Genomic DNA, 22290 nt, shown 5'->3' with positions numbered 1-22290 from the left:
GAAAACCTGAGATGGCGGACACGATGAAATCCACGCTTGGAATTTATGTAACTCCGTAGTATCGTAATTCGGCAATAACGATACTGTCAAGGATCTTAATTATCGTGCCCGAAGAAAACGCCCGCGCACGGCGCGGCCGGCCCGCCAATGAGGCGCTAGGCCAAACGATTGTCGACGCCGCCGGCGAACTCTTTGCGGAGTTAGGTTTTCAAGCGACGACATTGGAGAAGGTCGCCCAGCGAGCGAAGATATCCAAGCTCAGCATCTATCGACACTTCGAGAACAAGGAAGCGCTCTTCGGCGCAGCGTTTTCGGCCCGCTGCCAGCAGCTAATACCGCAGGCCCTTTTCGAAGCTGTGGACGGTCCGGCGGAAGATCAGCTCATGGCAGTGGGATCATCGCTGCTTCGCACGCTGCTACGTCCGGAAGTGCGCGGTGTCGAAGCCATGGTGACGGCCGACGTCACGAGCCAAATGTCGTTGGGCAGGCTCCATTACGAAGCCGGCCCCGTCCATATCATCGCTCAAATCGAGGCCCTGTTGCGGCAGTTGCACGTCAAGGCGCTTCTAAACGTGCCTGATCCTCTCCAGTCTGCCCGCTTGTTCGCCGCCCTTTTCAAAGGATCCGATCTCCTGATGATCGCACGCTTCGATGAGGCGAGAGCAGAGGACGACAACGAAATCGAATCCTATTGCCGGGCGGCCGTCGCCATGTTCATCGCCGCGCATGGTGGCAACGACCACGCGGGCGGATAGCCTGGTTAAGAACGGATCAGAACAAGGATATGGCATGGCAGAGAAAAATGTTTATCAGGTAGCCGACTGGAATGGCCAAAGCGGGGAGCGCTGGGTCGCTTACCAGGCCCGGCTCGACGCCATGCTGGCGGTGTTCGGCCAGGCTGCGATCGAAGCCGCCGCTCCCGCCACGGGCGAGCGCGTGCTGGACGTCGGCTGCGGCGCGGGGGCGTCTAGTCTGGATCTGGCCGCCCGCGTCGGCGCGGGGGGCCATGTGCTGGGCGTGGACATATCCGAAGCGCTGATCGGCAGAGCCCGCGCGCTAGCGCCGCAGGATACGCCGGCCCTTTTCCAGGTGGCCGACGCCAGCAGCGCCGAGCTGCCGGAGGGCGCATTCGACATCCTGTTCTCGCGCTTCGGAGTGATGTTCTTTGACGATCCGACGAGGGCGTTCGCGCATATGCGCCGTGCGCTCAAGCCGGGCGCGCGGGTCGCTTTCGTCTGCTGGCGCGGCATGGCGGAAAACGACTGGGTGCGCTTGCCGATGGGCGCGATCAAGGGCATCCTCCCGCCAACGGCACCGCCCGATCCCGAAGCGCCCGGCCCATTCTCGTTCGGCGACCAGAGGCGGGTGGCGCGTATTTTAACGGCTGCTGGCTTCACCGATGTCGCTATCGCGCCATTCGATGCCTCCAGCCCGTTCGGCGAGGGCGGGACGCGAGACGCGGCGATCGACGACGCGGTAGAGATGACACTTGAGGTCGGCCCGCTGTCGCGCGCTCTCGCTGATCAGCCTGACGACATCCGCGCCCGCGCCTCGGCCGCGGTTCGTGCCGCGTACGCTGACCGCCCCGGCGAGCGGTCGGTGATGATCGACGGCGCGGCTTGGATCGTCACGGCGCGCAATCCGGCAAGCTGACAGGATTAACAGGGGCAGACGCCCCGTCTCGATGGCTCGGCGTCGGCCGTGACGCGATCGACGCCGCACCGCTGCCATCGATTTATATCCAGCTCATCGGCGACTACCTCTGGAACGAAATTGACCGCCCCTCGAACGATTCAGGCCAATCCGCGCTAACCACTTCAATCCAGTCAAGGCAATTTCCCTTAGCGGGTATTCGTGCAGTCATGCCCACGGAGCCTCTCGCAAGGATCTCACGCCGTTCATCGATCCTGGTAGTGCCTCCACACTCAATGCGCGATGGAAATTGCCGGAATGCCTGTCGCCTTGGCTGCGCGAATGAGGGCCGTGCCGCGCCACCTCGCAAGACGCATTGCCGTTTTACCTTCACCGCCTTTCAGAAAGCGGCTTTCGCGGCTAGCCCATAGATGCCGCAAGGCCGCCTGAGCCATTGACGCAATCGGGTCTCGGGCAAGGCCTTTTTCATGGCGGCGAAAATCAAGAGCCGCAAACGCACGGGCTCATACGAGCAGTCCGTTAAGGACAAGATCAACATGTGCTTCCATATAGCTGGTTTTGTCCATAGTTCGCCGCTCATCGAACACAAGCTTGAAGAACAGGAAGGCGATGGCTGGCCCCACGACTGCATCGGAGAACGCAGCCGGCGCTGCGCGAAACTCGCCGAGTTTTATACCGTCGTCGATGACGGACTGCATCTGTCGCTCGAGAGGATCAATAACCTCATCGTGATATCGATCGACGATCTGCGGGAAGCGCGAGCCTTCGGCGATGACGAACCTGATCAGCTCGCGCAATTTGCGGTCCCTGACCATGAGATCATAGATAAGCCCGATATGCTTCCGAAGCCGGTCTGTAGCACTGCCTTGCAGCTTGATAGCGCTTGCTAAGAGATCTTCGAGGGGCACAGAAATGTGCCGGATCATTGCTTCGAAGAGCTGCTCCTTGGTTTCGAAGTACACATATATGGTTCCTTTCGTCACGCCGACTCTGGCGGCTATATCCTCTACCCGCGTCGCGACAAAACCGCGCTCAACGAACTCTTCAAACGCCGCATCCAATATCTGAACAGGGCGGCGGGCTTTCTGCTCCGCACGCGTCATTTTTTTCGTATCGGGCATGTCTCACCTTGAGCTTTGTTCATGACCGGGCGTCAAGACAATTTCTATTGACTAATGGGTTAGTCAATATTAGTCGTCTCCCGAAGAGATGCAAGAGGTCATTTCATGAGAACTATCCTTGTTGCCGCCTGGCTGGGCGTCAGCGCAGCTTCGCTTGTCGCATGCGAGAAGCAGGCCGCGGGTGAGGCGAAGCCGAAACGGGTGGAGACTGTCGTCGTCAAGGCTATGCCCGTCGTCGAAACCAACACCATTACGGGAGAGGTCAGAGCGCGCGTCGAAAGCGACCTTTCCTTCAGGGTCAGCGGACGTATCGTCGAGCGCCTCGTCGATGTGGGGGTGTCCGTCAAGGCGGGTCAGGTACTTGCGCGCATGGACGCCGAAGAGCAGCGGGCCGATCTTGACGTCGCCAGGGCCACCCTGCAGTCGGCCCTTGCCCAGCAGACGCAGGCAAAGCTGGCATTCGATCGTCAACAAAATCTCTTCAGAACGCAGGTTACCACGCGTGCTGCGCTCGATCAGGCGCAGGAGGAGCTGTTGACAGCTCAAGGACGCGTGAAATCCGCACAGGCAGGGCTCGACACGGCGCAAGACGCGCTTTCCTATACGGAACTGCGCGCCGATTCTAACGGAGTGATCACTGCCCGTAGCGCTGAGGTCGGCCAGGTCGCTCAGGCAGCGCAACTGATATTTACGCTGGCGCATGACGGGCCTCGTGACGCGGTCTTTAACGTCTTTGAATCCCTCTATCTCGGACGCAAGCTCGATAGCAAAGTTGCTGTCGGCCTGCTTGCGGCATCGTCTAACAAGGCGGAGGCAGCCGTGCGCGAAATCTCGCCGACGATTGAGCCGTCGACCGGAACAATCAGGGTCAAGGTGGGTCTAGAGGGTGCCGCAGACATGCAGCTTGGCGCTCCGGTCGTCGGTTCGTTTCGCTCCGTCGCGCAAGACGCAGTCGAATTGCCGTGGTCGGCAATGGCTTCGAAGAGCGGCCAGCCGGCCGTGTGGATCGTCGATCCATCATCCTCAAGTGTGTCCATGCGCCCAATCGATGTCGCAAGTTACGAAACCGGCCGTTTTGCGGTGCGTGCAGGTGTGACCCCAGGCGACATCGTCGTGATCGACGGTGCAAAATTCTTGCGGCCAGGCGAGGTCGTCTCTTACGACAAAGGAACTGCGAAATGAGCATGCGTTCAGCATCTTTCCTGTTGCTCCTTGGGTTGCTGCTTTCATCCTGCCAGAAACAGGACGAAGCGCGCCAGGAGCCGCCCCGCCCAGTCCTTTCAATCGTCACCAAATCGACTGCCGCCTCGTCTTTGAGCCTGCCGGGCACGGTTGCGGCCAAGATCGAAACCCAACTTGGATTTCGCGTGCTGGGACGGGTAATCGCGCGCAAAGTCAGCGTCGGCGACTTGGTCAAAAAGGGCGATGTTGTTGCTGCTGTCGATCCTCTTTCACTGGAACTTGCGGTCAAAAGCGCCCAGTCCGAACTCTCCAACGCGCAGGCGCAACTCGCAAATGCAGTATCTACGGAAGAACGTCAGCGATCGCTCGCCGAAACAAAGTCGGGAAGTGAGGCCGCCTATGAGGAGGCTGAACTGGGACGCAGAAGTGCCATTGCCGCCGTTGCCAAGGCGCAGGCCAATCTGGACAAGGCCGTGGAGCAACTGGGCTACACGCAGCTTCGCGCAGAGTTCGATGGCGTCGTGACCGCAACGTCTGCGGAAGTCGGCCAGGTTGTCGCTGCAGGCCAGAGCGTTGCCACCATTGCCCGCCCCGATCAGAGGGAAGCGGTGATCGACATACCGGTCGCAAGCTTCGACGGTCTCAAGGTGGGTTCACCTTTTACGATCGCACTGCAGTTGGACCCAACCATTCGTGCAAGTGGGATCATCAGAGAGATCGCACCGCAAGCCGAGGCCGCAACGCGCACGCAGCGCACGAAGATAACGCTCATCGACGCGCCTTCGGCGTTTCGCCTGGGCTCAGTCATAACGGCAACGGCAACTGCCGTTAATCAGCCGATGATTCTGCTCCCGTCCTCATCCGTGCTGATGAAGGACGGAAAGGCGAACGTCTGGGTGGTCGACGCTAGCGCCGCCAAGGTTTCCGTTCGCGCGATCAAGATCGACGCAGACACCGTCGGGGCGGACGTCGTTCGGGTGGCCGAGGGCGTTAAGCCGGGCGAGCGCGTCGTCGTCGCCGGCGTTCACAAGCTCGTTGATGGCCAGGCCGTCAGGGTAGATTAGGGGAATACCTCGTGAAAAAATTCAATCTTTCCGACTGGGCGCTCGAACACCGTTCGCTCGTCTGGTACTTCATGATCGTCTTCATTCTGGCCGGCGCCTTTTCCTATATCGGGCTCGGCCGAGAGGAGGATCCCGCCTTCACCATCAAGACGATGATTATCCAGGCCAAGTGGCCCGGTGCATCGGCCGAGGAGGTGACCAAGCAAGTCACGGATCGCATCGAAAAGAAGCTCGAGGAACTGGACTCGCTCGACTACACACGCAGCCAGACGGTCGCCGGTCAAACCACCATTTTCGTGGAGCTTCTGCCGACAACCAAGGCTAAGGATGTAAATGCAATCTGGATGCGTGTCCGCAACATGATCGGTGACATCAAGGCGGACTTCCCGAGCGGCGTTGTGGGGCCTTTCTTCAACGATCGCTTTGGCGATGTCTTCGGCAATATCTACGCATTTACGAGCGACGGACTGACACAGCGTCAGCTCCGTGATCTCGTCGAGGATGCGCGCGCGAAAGTGCTCACTGTTGCGAACGTCGGCAAGGTCGACATCATCGGCGCCCAGGACGAGGCGATCTATCTCGAATTCTCTACGCGAAAGATCGCAGCGCTCGGGATCAACCAACAGTCGGTGATCGACACGCTCCAGGCCCAGAACGCCGTCACCCAGTCGGGTTTTGTTGACGCCGGCCCCGAGCGCATCGCTCTGCGGGTCAGCGGCCAATTCACATCCGAGGAAAGTCTGAAGTCGATCAATCTTCGTGTCAACGACCGTTTCTTCCCGCTGAGCGATGTCGCAACCATCAAACGCGGCTATGTCGATCCTCCTTCGTCTCTCTTTCGCTACAACGGCCAGCCGGCCATTGGTCTTGCGATCGGCATGAAGACGGGGGCAAATCTCTTGGAGTTCGGTAAAGCGCTTGACCAGGAAATCGAGCAAGTCACTGCCGATCTTCCGATCGGCGTCGACGTCGAACGCGTGTCTGATCAGCCTGCCGTCGTGGACGAGGCCGTGTCTGGATTCACGCGAGCACTGTTTGAGGCAATCGTCATCGTGCTTGCGATCAGCTTCATCAGTCTAGGCGTTCGGGCCGGGCTCGTGGTTGCCATTTCCATTCCCCTCGTGCTGGCGATCACCTTTCTCGTCATGGCCTATTCCGGCATTTCGATGCAGCGCATTTCGCTTGGAGCGCTGATCATCGCCCTTGGACTTCTGGTCGACGATGCGATGATTGCCGTCGAGATGATGGTGGCCCGGCTGGAGGCGGGCGACAACCTGAAAAAGGCGGCAACATACGTCTACACCTCGACAGCCTTCCCGATGCTGACCGGCACGCTTGTGACGGTGGCAGGCTTCATTCCAGTTGGGCTCAACAGCAGTGCGGCCGGTGAATTTACTTTCACTCTGTTTGTGGTGATTGCCGTCTCGCTCCTGGTTTCATGGATCGTCGCGGTGTTGTTCACGCCGCTTTTGGGCGTCACCATCCTCCCGAAGGCCATGAAGTCCCATCATGACCAGAAGGGCCGCTTCGCGAGAGCCTTCACATGGCTCCTGGGTATGGCCATGCGCTGGCGCTGGATCACGATTGGGGCGACTGTGGCGACATTCGCCCTTTCCATCGGTGGCATGAGCTTGGTGCAACAGCAGTTCTTCCCTTCGTCCGACCGGCCGGAACTCATTGTCGACTGGAACCTGCCGCATAACAGCTCGATCTCCGAGACGAACACGCAGATGGCCAGGTTCGAACGCGAGATGCTTGCTGACAACAAGGACATCGAGCACTGGACCACCTATGTCGGCCAGGGAGCGCCCCGTTTCATCCTGTCCTACGATGTTCAAACGCCCGACGTTACCTTCGGCCAAACGGTTATCGTCACCAAAGGGTTGGACGTTCGCGACAAGGTCAAAGCTGAACTGCAGGACTATCTGACGAAAACCTTTCCAGGAACCGATGCGTTCGTAAAGCTTCTTGACATCGGCCCACCGGTCGGAAAGCCGGTGCAATACCGCGTCAGCGGCCCGGATATTCAGAAGGTGCGAGACATCGCCCAGCAATTTGCCGGCATTGTCGGACAGCACCCCCTGCTATCCAACATGACATTCGACTGGAACGAACCGTCGCGGGTGGTAAAAGTCGACGTCCTTCAGGACAAGGCGCGGCAACTGGGTGTCTCCTCACAGGACATTGCAACCGCTCTTAGCGGGATTGTAGAAGGGTCCGCGGCCACCAAGATCAGGGACGACATCTATCTCGTCGATGTTGTCGGTCGCGCCCAGGCCTCGGAGCGGGGGTCGATCGAGACGCTGCAAAACCTTCAATTGGCCGGTTCAAACGGTAACTCCGTGCCGCTCTCGGCGGTCGCCAATTTCCGCTACGAGCTGGAGCAGCCGACGATCTGGCGGCGAACCCGCACGCCGACCATCACCATCAAGGCTGCCGTCGTCGGACCGACACAGCCGGCAACCATCGTCACGGAATTGCAGCCGAAGGTCGACGCGTTCACAAAGACGCTTCCGGCCGGCTACCACATCGCCACCGGCGGCGCGGTCGAGGAAAGTGCAAAGGCGCAAGGACCGATCGCTGCCGTTGCACCGCTGATGCTGTTCGTCATGGCGACGATCCTGATGATCCAGCTGCAAAGCTTCAGCAGGCTCTTCCTGGTCTTTGCCGTTGCACCTCTGGCGCTGATCGGCGTGGTTGCAGCCCTGTTGCTGAGCAACGCCCCATTGGGGTTCGTCGCCATACTGGGGGTGCTCGCGCTGATCGGCATCCTGATCCGCAACTCGGTCATCCTTGTCGTCCAGATAGAACATCTTCGAAGCGCGGGCGTGCCACCCTGGCAAGCCGTCATCGAAGCGACCGAGCATCGCATGCGCCCAATCATGCTGACGGCGGCTGCTGCAACGCTTGCGCTCATCCCGATCTCGCGCGAGATTTTCTGGGGGCCCATGGCATACGCCATGATGGGCGGCATTGTCGTCGGCACGGTTCTGACGCTATTCTTCCTGCCCGCCCTCTATGTGGCATGGTTCAAGATCCCCAGCGACGTCGACGCGCAAAAGCGCCAACGGGCAGAGGCTGTTGCACATGCTTGAGCGTTGGGGGCGACCGCGTGCGGTCGCCCCCTCTTTTGTTGCTTTCAGTCTCCGGTCGTGAGGGGTTGCGTGCTGAAGCCCAAACGATCGAATCCAGACAGACAAGGCCTGCGATCCTGTTCTGGAGGCTAGACAGAGGGCTTAAATTCGAAATCGATACCAGCGTCCAGCGCGGCTTCCAGAAACGCATACTGCGCCTCTTCCTCGCTGACGGTGCCGGCGATGGCGCCGGCACATGCTTCCATCGCCGAAATGAGGGGCAATCCACCGTTTGTCGGCCAATCTGATAGCAGGAGCTCGAGAGCATCTTCAGGCGAAGCAATGGTATGGTCCAGCTGCCTTCGCTGGACGACAACGACCATCCATCCTGTTGAAGAAGACAAGGGTTCCTCGCTTCCAAATCGCGCGCGGTCATGAGTACGAACGGAAGATTTCGAACACAGTTCCAGATCAGAGGAACATGCAACGCGTTTTGTACGTTGCTCTCGAAAGGAGATTTGGAATGGTAGATGACAAATCCAAGCGGGGCGCTACTGACCGAAATCGCATTTCCGCGAGCCAGCCCTACGAAGTTGCCTATTTCGCAACGAAACATGGCATTTCCACAGAGGCTGCGCTGCAGATCATCAAGAAATATGGATCGGACCGCGATGCCGCCGACAAAGCCGCGTCTAAGCTCAAGTGAGGATCCAGAATTCTTAGCGATTGCGCGAGGACCCGGCCTACCAGGGTCTAATCTTAAGATTTGGGAGATGATCTGGGCGCAATAGCAGAAGGGCTGAAGACGAAGCGGGAAGACATAAAATCAATGCTGTTGGAATCGCGACCTTCAAACAGCTAAGAATTGCCACCGCTTTCCGGTTTATCACGAGAAATTTCTCTAATTGCGTTGAACCATCGGCCTGAATACCAATGCTCCACGATGCACTCGATCGGAGTTTTCCGGTAAGTTTCGGCCTGCCCTTCGTGGCCGGCAGTCGGGCCTTTAGAAAGCCAAGGGTGGAAACAAGGACGGTTGCGGTAGCTCAGCAAAGCGGTCCGCAAAGAAGGGGCCATGGATTTTGTATCATGCCACGTTGAAGCGACCACTGCGCCTATTTTGGGAGTCGTCCAAGGGGAAGTACGGTCCTGGCAAAGCATCTGATCGAGGCGAGTGCGTCAGGTTATCCGATGCTCGTCATCGATCAGCTCGAGCTTCGATGGGGCGGTCGTGCCCCATTTCCACAGCACCAGGTTCGTGTCAGAGGCTGAGGCACCTTTAGCAAAGCTGCGAACCACGAGGCCATTATACCCCTGCGCGATCAGATTACGCGCCAAGCACTGCGTTTGCGCCTCACTGCCCGCACGCATCTGGTCCCGCCATGTCGGATCTGAAAGCGCGGCGTCGTCGAAGCCGGCCGCCGCCAGGGCTTTCGCATCGCCCGTATCAAAGATCGTCTCTATTTCTGCACGATAACATACCAGCGTCGTCGGCTGCAGGTCACCCACCTGATTGGCCTCCCTCAAGGCGGTGCGTATGGAGGTCGATACATAGAGTGCGGGCATGCCCTTCGGATTAAACCGGCCGCCATAGAGCGCAGCGCCGCGACCCGACATCGGGTCGCGGGCATAGATAGGATTGATGGCCCGGTAGAGCTTACCGGAATAGCGGCCCGAAACGATCAAGTATGAACGCCCGCGTCGACTGCATCGATGTAGTCGAGCACGTCCTCGGCGCGCCCATCCCGCACCAGTTGCATAGCCGTCTGGCCCGAAAAGCCGGCCAGCGGTTCCGATCGATACCACGCATAGCCCATCAAGGCCGATCCGAAACGCGGTTCCACCTTGTTGACGATCTCGATCATTTCACGCAGCCGTCGCTGGGTCTTGTCCGAACGCAGTCTGTCCTTGCGCTGCACGGCATCCTTGCCGAGCCCGGCCGTGCGTGCGACTTCTTCGATCGTGGTTTTCAAGGTGTCCGCGATCTTCTTGGGCTCGAACAAACCGTGGTCCGCATACTGGACGATGCCCATCGGTAGCTCCTCAGATATTGCTGTTGATATTGACGTTATATAGCGTCAGAAATCATGGCATTCAAGAGGTCAGAGTGGGATCACGCGGACCCGTCCCGCTCCAGGGTTGCCCCCGCGAACCACATACTGCTGTCCAATAGAAAAACCCGACGACCGTTTACGGTGGCGGGCTGTGGTGAGACGACTTCCACGTCTCTCGCGCGTATAGCACTCCCGGTGCTGCTCGACGGGAAGGCAGAGCTTGGTGTTGCTCTTTATCGTGCGGACCCCGCCCGGCTGATCTTCCCGTTCACTACGCAGCCACTCGCCGCTTTACTTATCGCTATCCAGCTTACATCTGAAGCCATCCCCGCTACCTCAAATAAAAGCTGCATGAGCCGCCGCCTTTGGCCGTGAAACCATCTGCGCAGGCGGGGTTCAAAGGTTCGTTCAGCGAGCGGGCCTCTGGCGCACCGGTGGTACATGACGAACTGATTGCGGCGAGCAAGAGTAATGCGAAAGCTGCGATTGGCTTGTGCAATCGGCTGCGGTCCAAGCATGCAAATCATACGATATCGATTTGCATGGCCTTTCTGCCTCTATTCACATGTAAATCCGCTGTGTCGCGCAACAATATTTTCCATTTCGCAATTCTGTTTCAACCTGCTGCAATAATTTACTCGATACGGGTAATCTTTAGGCGACGAGGGCGTTTTCATCGGTATTCCGCGCTCAGACTACCGTGCCCGCGATATTGGCGAAAAGCCTTCTCGTTTTCGAGAACCTTGACGCGGTCGGCTTTCACTTGGCTGGAGAGGGATCCTCGTCTGAGCTTCAGCCGACGCTGCTGCAGAGATCGGGTACGGGACGTCTGCGGCGGGAAGTTGCGCAACGCTACGAACAAGAGACTACGCAAGGTGCATGAGCGGCCGCGTTCGAGGTGTCGGAGCATCCCCGATTGCGGAACACTTGGTCGGTGGGGCCGTTAATGTTTCAGTCGAGAAGGAGACCAACGAATGGATTGGAATCGCGTTGAAGGAAACTGGAAGCAGATGAAAGGTAAGGTCAAGGAGCAGTGGGGAAAGCTTACTGACGATGACCTTGACCAGATTGCTGGCAGACGAGACCAACTCGAAGGCAAGATCCAGGAACTCTATGGCTTGGATCGGGACCGCGTCCGCCGTGACATCGATCACTGGTACGGCAATCAGACTTGGTAACCCAACATTGGGCCGGCGCAACCCGGACCTAGGGTTTGGGTTTTCGTCAGGCCCTGAAGCAAAAATCACCCCCCCGACTATGGCTGTCGAACCGGCCCTCAGATGCCGTTGGGGGGGGCCTTGCGAAATGCTTGGCGAGCCCGGCGGGCTGGCCAAATTGGAGGGGTTGAAGGCGAACGGGAAGGGGACACAGGTAGGGATAAGACCTTCGTGAAACCTCAAAGGTGTTCACGTTGAGGAGAACGACAATGAAGTTCTTTATCGACACAGCGGACATTAGTGAAATCCGCGAGCTTGCCGCCGCCGGCATTGTCGACGGAGTGACCACAAATCCTTCGCTGATCGCAAAGACCGGCCGAACGATCGAGGATGTGATCAAGGAAATTTGCCAGATAATCGGCGGTCCGGTTTCAGCGGAGGTTACGGCGATCGATGTCGACGGCATGATCGCCGAGGCAGAGCGCTTGGCCAGCATTGCCAATAATGTAGCCGTTAAGGTGCCAGCCACCTGGGACGGTTTCAGCGCTTGCCGGGCACTCAGCACACGCGGGCTGAAGGTCAACGTCACCCTTTGCTTTTCAGCCAACCAGGCGCTATTAGCCGCCAAAGCCGGCGCGACTTTCATTTCGCCATTCGTCGGCAGGCTCGATGATCTCGGGTTGGATGGTGTCGAGGTGATCCGGGAAATCCGGAAGATCTATGACAACGACAAATCCTTCAATACGGAGATCTTGGCGTCCTCAATTCGCACCCCTCTGCATGTGAAGCAGGCCGCGTTGGCCGGCGCTGATATTGCGACCGTACCGCCGGGAGTGCTCAGAAATCTCGCCAAACACCCCCTCACAGAGCAGGGATTGGCATCCTTCCTCGCCGACTGGGATAAAGCGGGGCAAGCGATCCTTTGATCGCTCATATGCTCGAATGACACCTTGATCTTTTACTGCCCGTCGCGCGGTTTCATCGTTGGTCGATGCAAGTCGATCGCAATTACGATCGGATCACAGACATTTCGTGACCAATCTTTGCCTTGTTACGATCGGCGTTGCGAGAGATCCCTCCGTCGCTGATATGATTTCTTTGGTTAAACAAGTTCGCCGTTGCCATAGGTGGCCGCCTCGGAAGTAAGCGTTACGCGTATTTCGAAGAAAGGTTTCGCAGCCGCATGAGGCAACCCCCAGATCACGACTGGTCGGCATTCCCCTGCTTCGCTCCAGCGCCTGCTGGAACAAAGGAAAGCAACCGCTATTGTCTTCGTTTCTCAGCCTGCAGCGAAGCTCTTCAGCGTGTCTCCGCACAAACGATAACGGATCCATTCGTTCATAGGCGCAGCGCCGATTGTTTCGTAGACCCGGATTGCCGGCTCGTTCCAATCAAGCACGCTCCATTCGAAACGGCCGCAACCGTTCTCGAGTGCAATCTGGGCCAGTCGTTTGAGCATAGCCTTGCCGGCGCCCGATCCACGGGCGGCCGGTGTCACGTAGAGATCTTCGAGATAAAGCCCGCTCTTAGCTTGCCAGGTGGAGTAGCTGAAGAACCAGATGGCCATGCCCACCGGTTTTCCATCCTGTTCGCAAATGATCGCGCGGGGGACTGCGTTTGCGCAAAAAATCGTCTCCTCGATCGCCTCGATCGTCGCCGCGACTTGATGCTCGGCCTTTTCGTAGATCGCGAGTTCGCGGATGAAGGCCAAAAGCGTCGCCGCATCCCCGCGGACAGCCTCACGTAAGGTCAACACCACAAAAATTCCCTATATAGCGATGGGTTGGAGCTATGTGTTGCGAGGTCGCTTGTGTCAAGTCTTCCGTTTTCGAATAGCGAGCGGACGTCCTAATGCCCGCGTCAATTGGACAACTGGCGGCTGGATCCGTGACGCCGGGCAACTGCCAACCAGAGCGTCTGCCTATACGCTCGTGAACGATGGCAGCTTTTCGGCCGTCGACCAGCGACCGCCACGCTCAGGGCCGCAAGGACGTCATTCTTCGGATTGTGATTTTCTAACAGGCAAATTACGTCGCTCCCTCTAACAGGTTGACGATCATTTCCCTGATCTATGGGACCGTTACACTTGCGCATGTCGATCTTCATAACGACAGCTTTGCTGAAGGCGGCGGGCCTCGCCGCATGGAAAGGCAAGGGCCTACCCAGACGACGTTGACGCCACTTGGCCTGCGTCCCATGTCGCAATTCATGTCAAAACACTTTGTCACAAAATCTTCACAATTCCATTTGCCAGTTCGTTTGTTTTCCTTTTGTATACAAGAAGTTTCGTAACGAAACGGACCGACGAGATTTCGGGGGACCGCGCTGGCATGCCGTTCTTGGTGTCGGCCCGGCAAGACATACAGGGAGGAACCATGTCCATTCGCTTCATCGCCGCGTCGGCGGCAACCGTTACCTTGTCCCTTTCCTTCGCTTCCGGCGCCTTTGCCCTCACCGAACTCCAGTGGTGGCATGCCATGTCTGGTGCCAACAACGAGGTGGTCAACCAGCTCTCCAAGGAATTCAACGACAGCCAGAAGGACTACAAGATCGTTCCGGTGTTCAAGGGCTCCTATCCGGAAACCCTGAATGCGGGCATCGCCGCCTTCCGCGCCAAGCAGTCGCCGGCGATCCTGCAGGTTTTCGATGCTGGCAGTGGCGTGATGATGGGGGCCGAGGGAGCGATCATGCCAGCGGCTCAGGTTCTCGAGAAGGGAGGCTTCAAGTTCGACAAGTCCGAATATCTGCCGGGCATTGTCGCCTATTATTCGAAGCCGGATGGCACGATGCTCTCGTTCCCCTACAACTCGTCCTCGCCAATCCTCTATTATAACAAGGATACCTTCAAGAAGGCCGGCCTCGATGCGGAAAACCCGCCCAAGACCTGGCCTGAAGTGTTCGCAGCCGCAAAAAAGATCAAGTCGGGCGGCGCGTCGTCGTGCGGTCTGACGTCCACTTGGCTCACCTGGATCCAGACAGAGAACCTAGCTGCGTGGAACAACGTCTCCTACGGTTCAAACGAGAACGGTCTGGCTGGTAGCAACGTCACGCTCGCGTTCAACTCGCCGCTCTTCGTCCAGCACTTCCAGTCGATCGCCGACCTCGCCAAGGACGGCACCTTCCGCTATGGCGGCCGCACTTCTGAAGCCAAGCAATTCTTCACGTCGGGTGAATGCGGTATAATGACGGAATCCTCCGGTGGCCTTGGCGACATCATCAAATCAGGCGTGAACTACGGTATTGGACAGCTGCCCTACTACGAGGGCGACGGTCGCCCGCAAAACACGATCCCCGGTGGCGCAAGCCTTTGGGTCTTCGCTGGCAAGAGCGATGACGAATACAAGGGCATCGCCCAGTTCTTCCACTTCCTGTCGCAGACGAAAATCCAGGCGCGCCTACACCAAGTCTCCGGCTATATGCCGGTCACCATGGCGGCCTACGACGATACCAAGAAGTCCGGTTTTTACGAGAAGAACCCGGGCCGCGAAACGCCGATCCTGCAGATGATGGGCAAGGCTCCAACCGAAAACTCCAAGGGCGTGCGCCTCGTCAACCTGCCACAGGTGCGCGACATCTTGAACGAGGAGCTCGAATCGATGCTCGCCGGCAAGCAGGATGCAAAGGCAGCACTCGACAAGGCCGTCGAGCGCGGCAACGCCGCGATAAAGCAGGCGATCGGCCAGTAAAATACCGGCGAACGGCCGCCCCCTGGCCCTTACGGCCGCGGGCGGCCCTTTCATGCCAAGGAGATCGCCGTGCAGCGTGTCGTCTTTCCGAACAAGCTCCTTCCTTATTTTCTGGTCGCCCCGCAGATCATTCTCACCGTCGTCTTCTTCTTCTGGCCGGCAAGCCAGGCGCTTTATCAGTCGACACAGCGCGAGGATCCCTTCGGGCTGAAGAGCGGCTTCGTCGGACTGGCGAATTTCCACGCCGTGATGGCGGATCCGAACTACCTGCACTCACTCTATGTGACCATCGTCTTCAGCCTTCTGACGGCGCTGCTCTCCATGGTCGTGGCGCTCGCGCTGGCATCCGCCGCCGACAAGGTGGTACGCGGACAGACCTTCTATCGCACGCTCTTGATCTGGCCCTATGCGGTAGCGCCTGCCGTCGCCGGCATGCTGTGGCTCTTCATGTTCAATCCGGCGATGGGCACTTTCGCTTATCTCCTGCGTCGGAACGGTTTTCTCTGGGATCCGCTCCTGAACGGCACCCAGGCGATGACCCTCGTCATCATCGCCGCCGCCTGGAAGCAGATCAGCTACAATTTCCTGTTCTTCGTCGCCGGCTTGCAGGCCATTCCGAAATCGCTGATTGAGGCAGCCGCCATCGACGGCGCGCGCGGCAACCGGCGCTTCTGGACGATCGTCTTCCCGCTGCTCGCGCCAACAACCTTCTTCCTGCTCGTCGTCAACACCGTCTATGCCTTTTTCGACACCTTCGGCATCATCCATTCTGTGACCGGCGGTGGCCCCGCCAAAGCCACGGAAACACTGGTCTACAAGGTTTACAATGACGGCTTCGTGAACCTCAATCTCGGCTCGTCCGCGGCCCAGTCGGTGATCCTGATGATCATCGTCATCGCGCTGACGGCCTTCCAATTCCGCTTCGTTGAGAAGCGCGTGCATTATGCGTGAGGGCTGACGATGATCGAAAAGCGCCCCGTCGCCAGCCTCATCGGGCATCTGATGCTGATCATCGGAATTATCATCGTCGCGTTCCCAATCTACTATACCTTCGTCGCCTCGACGATGACGTCGGCCGAGATCATCAAACCACCGATTTCGCTACTGCCGGGCAGCCATTTCGCCGAGAACTACGGGGAGGCACTTTTCGGGGGCGTCGAACGCGTGGTCGGCGTCAGCCTCGAGCGGCTGCTCTTCAACACCTTCGTCGTGGCGATGCTAATCGCCGTCGGCAAGATCTTCATTTCCTTCCTGTCGGCCTTCGCGATCGTCTTTTTCCGCTTTCCGCTGCGCATGGTGTTCTTCTGGATGATTTTCATCACGCTGATGCTGCCGGTCGAGGTGCGCATTTTGCCGACTTACAAGGTGATTGTCGATCTCGGCATGATCGACACCTATGCGGGACTGACGCTGCCACTGATGGCCTCGGCGACCGCCACTTTCCTGTTCCGCCAGTTCTTCCTGACAATCCCCGGCGAACTGCTGGAGGCGGCACGCATCGACCATGCCGGCCCGTTCCGCTTCATGCGCGATATCCTGCTGCCGCTGTCGCGCACTAATATCGCGGCCCTCTTCGTGATCCTCTTCATCTACGGCTGGACGCAGTATTTATGGCCGTTGCTCGTCACCAACGACGCCAAGATGAACACGATCATCATCGCACTCAGGAAGATGATGGATTTCGCTGACGCAGCGACGCCGTGGAATTTCGTGATGGTGACGGCGATCCTTGCGATCATACCACCCATCCTCGTTGTGGTGCTGATGCAGCGCTGGTTCGTAAAGGGTCTCGTGGAGACGGAGAAGTAATGGCCAGGATCACTTTCAAAGACGTTCGCAAAACCTATGGCGGCGGCATCGAAGTCATCAAGGGCGTATCGCTCGATATTGCCGATGGCGAACTGGTGGTACTCGTCGGCCCATCCGGCTGCGGCAAGTCCACGCTGCTGCGGATGATCGCCGGGCTTGAAGGTATCACGTCGGGTGAGATCGCCATCGGGAAGCGCGTCGTCAACGATCTGGAACCGTCCGAACGCGATATCGCTATGGTCTTCCAGAACTACGCGCTCTATCCGCACATGACCGTGCGTCAGAACCTTGCCTATGGCCTGAAGAACCGAAACACGCCAAAGGACGAGATCGAGCGCAGGATCAAAAAGGCGGCGAAATCGCTGGAGATCGAGCCTTTCTTGGAGCGCAAGCCGCGCCAACTTTCGGGCGGCCAGCGCCAGCGCGTCGCCATGGGCCGTGCCATCGTGCGCGAACCGGCGGCTTTCCTCTTTGACGAACCGCTTTCCAACCTCGATGCCAAGCTGCGCGTGCAAATGCGCGTCGAGATCAAGCGGCTGCAGCGAACACTGGCGACAACGAGCGTCTACGTCACTCACGACCAGATGGAAGCGATGACGCTCGCCGATCGACTGGTCGTGTTGAACGGCGGCCAAATCGAACAAGTCGGCACGCCGATCGAGCTCTACGAAAAGCCCGTGACCACCTTCGTTGCAACGTTCATCGGCTCACCGTCGATGAACCTGTTGGAAACCAGCGACCGCGGTTTTTCGCTCGGGCCCGGCATGACCCTGCCGCCCGGCACGGCAACGCTCGGCATCCGGCCCGAAGATCTTCACTTGGCCACAGCCGGAAAGCCGGATGCCTTTAGCGCGGAGGTCCGGGTTGGTGCGGTCGAACTCGTGGGTGCCGAAAGCTACGTCCACGGCAGGCTGGGAAACAACCAGGACATCGTCTTCCGCGTCCCAGGCCGCTCTCAGATCGCAATCGACGCCTGTGTCATGACCGGGGCAGCAGCCTCAAGTCTGCATTATTTCGATGGAAGCGGCCATCGTATCGGATGAGGTGGCTGTTATAGCTTGCCATTGCGAGATGAACTTTCGTGAAAAGCGAAAGCCGGACAAGAACCTGCCACGCCACTCGCCTGACTTCTGGCCTCGTTCAATCCATTCGACGCAACGATGGGCGGAACCGGCAGTCGAGCGCCACCCTGGCTGATCCGGCTTCCGATAACCTGCTCGACTGCAGATCAAAAACGCTGGGATAGAGTTATGGGCTCCGTTATGCACCGGCCGCTGCGCATTTCACATGGGCAGCGGCCGGTGCATGTTCTGTCAAGCCGAAAGATCAGCTGCGTGGTTGCAGCAGTGCCAAGCCGACCGTCGCCGCAGCCAGGACGGCAGTAAGGGTCAGGGGCCCTGCGGCGCCGTGGTGGTCGACGACATAGCCGCCGAGAACCGCGCCGATGCTAATGGCGACCTGGAAAGAGACGACCATCAGGCTGCCTGCCGCCTCCAGAGCATCGGATGCCTCGCGCGAAAGATTGGTCGGCAGCACCACCGGCGCCATGCCGAACGCAAAGCCCCATAACGCAACCAGAGCAAAGGCAATACCGAAATAGGCGCCCCAAAGCAGCAAGGCGAGCGCCGCTAAGGCCATCAGCGCCGCGGTGACAGCGAGTGCCCTGCGGATACTGGCGTCGGCCATTCGGCCACCAGCGATGTTGCCGATCACGGAGGCGATGCCAAACCCAAGCAGCGCTAGTGCGATCGATCTGGTTTCAAGAAACGTCACTTGTTCAAGGAAGGGACGCACATAAACCGAGCCAGCGAAATGCCCGGTCATCAGCAAAAGGATGGCAAGCATTCCAAGTTGAACACCGCGCCGTCGCGTCAGCCCGAAAACATCGGCGAGACTGTTGCTTGTGCTTGCAGGCAAAGTTGGCAAGCTGGTGACCTGCAGCAGCATGGCAAGCGCGGCAAGCCCCGCTGTCATGGCCATGGCGATGCGCCATCCCAGCCAGTCGCTGATCAAAGCACCCAGCGATGGTGCAGCAATCGTAGCGAGCGAGACGCCGAGTGTAACGACCGCCATGCCTCGACCAGTTGCATTGGCGCCCACCAGCCTCGCCACGACAGCAACTGAAAGTGCCCAGAAGCCGCTAAGTGCGATGCCCAACCCGGCCCTGCCCAGCAACAACAGCCAAAAATCGGTTGCTAAGGATGCAAGAATATTGGAGCCGATCGCCAACGCGCTGAGACTGACGAGCACCGCCTTGCGGTTCAATCTGCCAATGAGAACATTGCTCAACAGGGCCGTTACGGCGCCCACGGAGGCGGTCGCGGTGACAACCTGTCCGGCTGTCCCCTCGCTGATCCCGAGATCGCGCGCCATTGGCGTCAATAGGCCCGTCGGGAGGAACTCAGCCGAGACCAGAGCGAAGCTCGTGGCCGCCATCGAAAGAACGGCAAACCAGGTCGCCGCGGTCCACGTGGATCGATCTGCGGCCTCCAGGCCGATTGCGGCTGCGTCAAGCTGTGATGTTGTGTCCGTCATTGATGCATCTCCTAGGTTCGGAGACCTTCATAGACGAAGTTTTCAAGTCAATATGTATCCTAAAATCCGAAATCCATGTCCATTCGTCCGGGACTTGTGCGACGCACAACACCTGGTGAGAGATTGGTGATGCGCTTGAAGGCGCGGGCGAAGGATGCCTCCGACTCGTAACCGAGGCGGGAAGCGACTTCGGCAACCGACATGCCGCCTTGCCCCAGCAATTCCCGGGCAAGCTGCATTCGAAGACGGCCGAGATAATGTGCCGCGCCTTCTCCCAAGACAGCGCTGAAGCGCTCGGCAAAAATCGAGCGCGACTGGCCTGCCACGCCGGCGAGGCGCTCAAGGGTCCAGTTATGGCCGGGGTCTCGGTGCATGGCTGCCAACACACGACCGATGTGGGGGTCGCGGATGGCGGCGAGCCAACCGGTGGTCGAGGCTCCGCTGCAATTGACCCAACAGCGGATTAGCCGCGCTGCGAGCAGGTCCGCCATTCGCGACAACACGGTTGCGCTACCCATTTGGGGCTGTGTCGCCTCCGCCGACATAGCCGCCAGCAGGGGCCCAACGACCGGGTCATTGCCCGCCACATCGCAGCCCTTGATGATTGGTGGCATCAGCGCGATCAAGGGATTGAGCGCATGCGCACCTAAAGTCATGGACCCGCAAAAAAGGGTGCTGTTGGCGCCCGTTCCCTCGCGCACCACTTCGCAGACGTTGCTTCCCAACTTCGTGATCTGACAATTTTTTAGCGAGTCGCCCTCAACATCTGGTGCGCTGGCCAATCGATGTGGGAGGCCTTGCGGCAACAGTACCAGATCTCCATCGTTCAACTCCTGCCACCCTTGAGCCTCGGTATGGATCCAGCACGGACCCTGGCTGACGAAGTGAAAACGAAGCAGCTGTTGTTGCGGAAAGGCGATGCTCCATGGATGTCTGAGTTCGCAGCGCCCATAGTTCACTCCACTCAAGCGAAAGTCTTGCAGGACTTCGCTCAGCGCGTCCATTGGGATATTTGCCGGTGACAGCGGTCGAGACGAATGGTCAAGCATTTCGCTTATTTGGTGTCAAACGTCCGGTATTCAAGCAAGATGCCCCCGAAGCGGTTGGTTTTGCGTGCCGTTCGTGATTTCAAGCTTGGCGCAGCCAGCTCGGCTTGTCGCCTGGCTGTCGGCCAACAGATTTCCGCGAAGCTTGACACGCAAGACCGGCAGGGGAGCGAAACGGTGCAGGCACAAGTTCGGGGCCATTGAGCGCTAAGGTCGTTCTATGAAAATTCATTTCTCCGGTGCAACTGGACTGCTTGGTAGTGCCGTTTGCGCCGCTGGTGACAGGGAGATGATCTCATCTGTGCGGTTCCACCTGGACGAGAAGGGTTGCCTCCTTGTCCTCGAGAAGCGCTAGCCTGTCATTGGCGTCATGGATGACCTCATTGGCTGTCGTCGAAAGCGGCCAGGGTGCTCAGGATTTGCCATCCTTTTTGCCGGTATGGATTACCGAAGAGCGAGTGGCGGCTCTCTACGCGCTGGACCGCTTTGGAGATATGACGCGCGTTGCCCTGACACTCCCTTTTCAAGCAAGGCGCACGTTGCTCTACCAGGTTGCTGCCCGCATGGCCTGCGGCGAGGACCGAACAGCCGAACTTTTGGTTCGTCAGGCACTTTTCCTCGATCCGAACCTGTCAGCCGTCTACATCCGGACGCAAGAGACCTATGCGGATCCGTGCGTGACCGAAACGTTGATTATGCGAAATTGCGATGCCGGTTTGCCGCTGACGCCAGGCAAATCCGCTGCCCGGAAGAGATCAGTTCTTTTTCGATAGGCATCATCACGCCATCCACCCGACGGCTCGGAGACAGAGGTCTTCATGATCTTTATCGATCACAGTCCGGCAGGGGGTAAGAAGAGCGGCGCGCTGCAAAAAGGAAAGGCCGGAACGAATGCTCGTGCCCGGCCTTCCTTGATGCATCCAAGAAGCAACTGCCAGTACATCCGTGGTCAGCGCCTGAGATACAATAGATCCAGTTTAACGCGAAGCCGCCTTTCTGCAAGTTCAGCTTTTGGAGGAGTGATGCGATTGTCTCGAAAGCTCGGTCGTTTCGAAAAGCGACGTATCTTAGGAAAAAGGGCAAAGAACAACTATTGGCGAATTGAGCCTGGCCCCCTGCGGCAAAGCAGCCCGGTCGAGTTTATGTTCGCAAGGATAGGGATTGGCGTCAGTCTCGCGGCAACTTGCCGAGCAGCAGTCTATTGCCGGCACGGTTTCCGCACCTAGAGCATTTCAACATCTTCGCCACGTTGGCGAGGATACTGCGTTTGCCTAGCTGCCGGCCAAGATCCCAGCGATCGATTGGTGCGCGCTTGTGGCAGGCGGGGCAGGCCGCCACGAGCACGAACATTTCAGGCAGTGACCCCAGCGTATCATGAGTAAGATCGACGGCGTAGTCAGCGGGACGCGCCAGGTTGATGCCCTTGCGGTGACGCATGTTCAATTCCGTTCAAAGGCCGGCTTCCAGCCGCGCGTCATGCCGCGGCTCATCGCACTCTCAGCCAAGGCAAGCTGGTGGCGCAAATGCCTGATATCTTCCAGAAGCGTGGCAATGGTCGCCTTTACGTCGTCGTCGTGCCAAGCGAGCGCCGCTTGCACTTCGAAATCGACGTCTTCCTTCGTCATCGGCAACATTAGTGCAGATCCAGGCTGAGTTGCTGACCTTTAAGGACAGGCAGTGGCCGCCCTATCTCGATCTTGCCAAAAACACGTTTGCGACGCTCAGCGTCCCGCTCTCGTTCTGCGCGGCTGGCTGCAACGACTGCCAGCGCATTTGCAATGACTTGATCTGTACGGGTCATCAGAACCTCCATGGGAATGTTCTCATTTTGTTCTATTATTGTCGGGAGGTCAATGTGTAATTTAAACCGGTGTCTGCAGGCCTTGAGCGGCGACAACGACACTGTCGG

General features: G+C 58.5%; 23 protein-coding genes. 13 read left to right on the top strand and 10 right to left on the bottom strand.

Annotation, left to right across the window (positions count from 1 at the left end):
* Positions 1–104: 104 nt before the first annotated feature.
* Together ATY80_RS28220 and ATY80_RS28215 are read left to right on the top strand one after the other, a co-directional pair.
* Positions 105–755 (top strand): TetR/AcrR family transcriptional regulator, encoded by a 651-nt coding sequence (locus tag ATY80_RS28220; RefSeq protein WP_088695568.1) that lies wholly within the window; start codon positions 105–107, stop codon positions 753–755.
* Positions 756–789: 34 nt separating this feature from the next.
* Positions 790–1653 carry a class I SAM-dependent methyltransferase gene (locus tag ATY80_RS28215; protein ID WP_088695567.1) on the top strand — a complete coding sequence of 288 codons (864 nt, stop codon included), beginning with the start codon at positions 790–792 and terminating at the stop codon, positions 1651–1653.
* A 503-nt stretch (positions 1654–2156) separates the two neighbouring features.
* On the opposite strand, the gene ATY80_RS28210 is transcribed toward ATY80_RS28215, so the two are convergent.
* Positions 2157–2774, bottom strand: a complete 618-nt coding sequence (locus tag ATY80_RS28210) for a TetR/AcrR family transcriptional regulator (protein WP_088695566.1) — start codon at positions 2772–2774, stop codon at positions 2157–2159.
* Between the two features lie 105 nt (positions 2775–2879).
* Between ATY80_RS28210 and ATY80_RS28205 the strand changes: the two genes are divergently transcribed.
* Genes ATY80_RS28205 through ATY80_RS28195 form a run of 3 tightly spaced genes read left to right on the top strand, consistent with a single transcriptional unit; the run spans position 2880 to position 8115 of the window.
* Positions 2880–3956, top strand: coding sequence for an efflux RND transporter periplasmic adaptor subunit (locus tag ATY80_RS28205; protein ID WP_088695565.1), 1077 nt, complete (start codon positions 2880–2882; stop codon positions 3954–3956).
* Positions 3953–5020: an efflux RND transporter periplasmic adaptor subunit gene (locus tag ATY80_RS28200; RefSeq protein ID WP_088695564.1), complete on the top strand. Its 1068-nt coding sequence runs from the start codon at positions 3953–3955 to the stop codon at positions 5018–5020. The genes ATY80_RS28205 and ATY80_RS28200 overlap by 4 nt, the downstream gene beginning before the upstream one ends.
* An 11-nt stretch (positions 5021–5031) precedes the next feature.
* Positions 5032–8115 carry an efflux RND transporter permease subunit gene (locus ATY80_RS28195; protein ID WP_088695563.1) on the top strand — a complete coding sequence of 1028 codons (3084 nt, stop codon included), beginning with the start codon at positions 5032–5034 and terminating at the stop codon, positions 8113–8115.
* A 128-nt stretch (positions 8116–8243) separates the two neighbouring features.
* Here the strand turns inward: ATY80_RS28195 and ATY80_RS28190 are convergent, their stop codons facing one another.
* A complete protein-coding gene (locus ATY80_RS28190; RefSeq protein ID WP_245306948.1) occupies positions 8244–8498 on the bottom strand; it encodes a DUF982 domain-containing protein in 255 nt (84 codons plus the stop codon).
* Positions 8499–8617: 119 nt separating this feature from the next.
* On the opposite strand from ATY80_RS28190, the gene ATY80_RS28185 reads away from it, so the two are divergent.
* Positions 8618–8800, top strand: a complete 183-nt coding sequence (locus tag ATY80_RS28185; RefSeq protein WP_088695561.1) for a DUF3606 domain-containing protein — start codon at positions 8618–8620, stop codon at positions 8798–8800.
* A gap of 473 nt (positions 8801–9273) precedes the next feature.
* Here the strand turns inward: ATY80_RS28185 and ATY80_RS28180 are convergent, their stop codons facing one another.
* Complete coding sequence (locus ATY80_RS28180; protein WP_088695623.1) at positions 9274–9777, bottom strand: RES domain-containing protein; 504 nt, start codon at positions 9775–9777, stop codon at positions 9274–9276.
* The gene (locus ATY80_RS28175; protein WP_088695560.1) at positions 9777–10127 is read right to left on the bottom strand and encodes an antitoxin Xre/MbcA/ParS toxin-binding domain-containing protein; all 351 of its coding nucleotides are present in this window, start codon (positions 10125–10127) and stop codon (positions 9777–9779) included. The genes ATY80_RS28180 and ATY80_RS28175 overlap by 1 nt, the downstream gene beginning before the upstream one ends.
* A gap of 995 nt (positions 10128–11122) precedes the next feature.
* Between ATY80_RS28175 and ATY80_RS28165 the strand changes: the two genes are divergently transcribed.
* Entirely contained in the window at positions 11123–11326 is a 204-nt protein-coding gene (locus tag ATY80_RS28165) for a CsbD family protein (protein ID WP_088695558.1), read from the top strand.
* A gap of 248 nt (positions 11327–11574) precedes the next feature.
* Complete coding sequence (gene fsa, locus ATY80_RS28160; protein ID WP_088695557.1) at positions 11575–12231, top strand: fructose-6-phosphate aldolase; 657 nt, start codon at positions 11575–11577, stop codon at positions 12229–12231.
* A gap of 353 nt (positions 12232–12584) precedes the next feature.
* On the opposite strand, the gene ATY80_RS28155 is transcribed toward fsa, so the two are convergent.
* Positions 12585–13064, bottom strand: a complete 480-nt coding sequence (locus ATY80_RS28155) for a GNAT family N-acetyltransferase (RefSeq protein WP_088695556.1) — start codon at positions 13062–13064, stop codon at positions 12585–12587.
* A 616-nt stretch (positions 13065–13680) separates the two neighbouring features.
* Between ATY80_RS28155 and ugpB the strand changes: the two genes are divergently transcribed.
* From ugpB to ATY80_RS28135, 4 genes are all read left to right on the top strand, one after another.
* Positions 13681–14991, top strand: a complete 1311-nt coding sequence (gene ugpB, locus ATY80_RS28150; RefSeq protein WP_088695555.1) for a sn-glycerol-3-phosphate ABC transporter substrate-binding protein UgpB — start codon at positions 13681–13683, stop codon at positions 14989–14991.
* Between the two features lie 69 nt (positions 14992–15060).
* On the top strand, positions 15061–15942 hold the full coding sequence (gene ugpA / locus ATY80_RS28145; RefSeq protein ID WP_088695554.1) for a sn-glycerol-3-phosphate ABC transporter permease UgpA: 882 nt from the start codon (positions 15061–15063) through the stop codon (positions 15940–15942).
* 9 nt (positions 15943–15951) lie between these two features.
* Positions 15952–16800 (top strand): sn-glycerol-3-phosphate ABC transporter permease UgpE, encoded by an 849-nt coding sequence (gene ugpE / locus ATY80_RS28140; protein WP_088695553.1) that lies wholly within the window; start codon positions 15952–15954, stop codon positions 16798–16800.
* Complete coding sequence (locus tag ATY80_RS28135) at positions 16800–17843, top strand: sn-glycerol-3-phosphate import ATP-binding protein UgpC (RefSeq protein WP_088695552.1); 1044 nt, start codon at positions 16800–16802, stop codon at positions 17841–17843. The genes ugpE and ATY80_RS28135 overlap by 1 nt, the downstream gene beginning before the upstream one ends.
* 283 nt (positions 17844–18126) lie before the next feature.
* Here the strand turns inward: ATY80_RS28135 and ATY80_RS28130 are convergent, their stop codons facing one another.
* Both ATY80_RS28130 and ATY80_RS28125 read right to left on the bottom strand, forming a co-directional pair.
* Positions 18127–19335, bottom strand: coding sequence for an MFS transporter (locus ATY80_RS28130; RefSeq protein ID WP_088695551.1), 1209 nt, complete (start codon positions 19333–19335; stop codon positions 18127–18129).
* A 59-nt stretch (positions 19336–19394) separates the two neighbouring features.
* Positions 19395–20384, bottom strand: a complete 990-nt coding sequence (locus ATY80_RS28125; RefSeq protein ID WP_189637290.1) for an AraC family transcriptional regulator — start codon at positions 20382–20384, stop codon at positions 19395–19397.
* Between the two features lie 371 nt (positions 20385–20755).
* Between ATY80_RS28125 and ATY80_RS28120 the strand changes: the two genes are divergently transcribed.
* Entirely contained in the window at positions 20756–21154 is a 399-nt protein-coding gene (locus ATY80_RS28120) for a hypothetical protein (RefSeq protein ID WP_245306947.1), read from the top strand.
* 394 nt (positions 21155–21548) lie between these two features.
* Here the strand turns inward: ATY80_RS28120 and ATY80_RS28115 are convergent, their stop codons facing one another.
* From ATY80_RS28115 to ATY80_RS29185, 3 genes are read right to left on the bottom strand one after another with little or no spacing between them, the layout of a single operon-like run.
* Complete coding sequence (locus tag ATY80_RS28115) at positions 21549–21818, bottom strand: hypothetical protein (RefSeq protein WP_088695549.1); 270 nt, start codon at positions 21816–21818, stop codon at positions 21549–21551.
* 2 nt (positions 21819–21820) lie between these two features.
* The gene (locus ATY80_RS28110; RefSeq protein ID WP_088695548.1) at positions 21821–22015 is read right to left on the bottom strand and encodes a hypothetical protein; all 195 of its coding nucleotides are present in this window, start codon (positions 22013–22015) and stop codon (positions 21821–21823) included.
* Entirely contained in the window at positions 22015–22182 is a 168-nt protein-coding gene (locus ATY80_RS29185; RefSeq protein ID WP_189637289.1) for a hypothetical protein, read from the bottom strand. The genes ATY80_RS28110 and ATY80_RS29185 overlap by 1 nt, the downstream gene beginning before the upstream one ends.
* Positions 22183–22290: the final 108 nt, after the last annotated feature.

The sequence above is a fragment of the Rhizobium sp. R711 genome (genome assembly GCF_002211365.1).
In the GTDB taxonomy this organism is placed as follows: Bacteria; Pseudomonadota; Alphaproteobacteria; order Rhizobiales; family Rhizobiaceae; genus Rhizobium.
The sequence above is the reverse complement of the archived record's forward strand: the minus strand, read 5'-3'. Positions and strand labels throughout refer to the sequence as shown.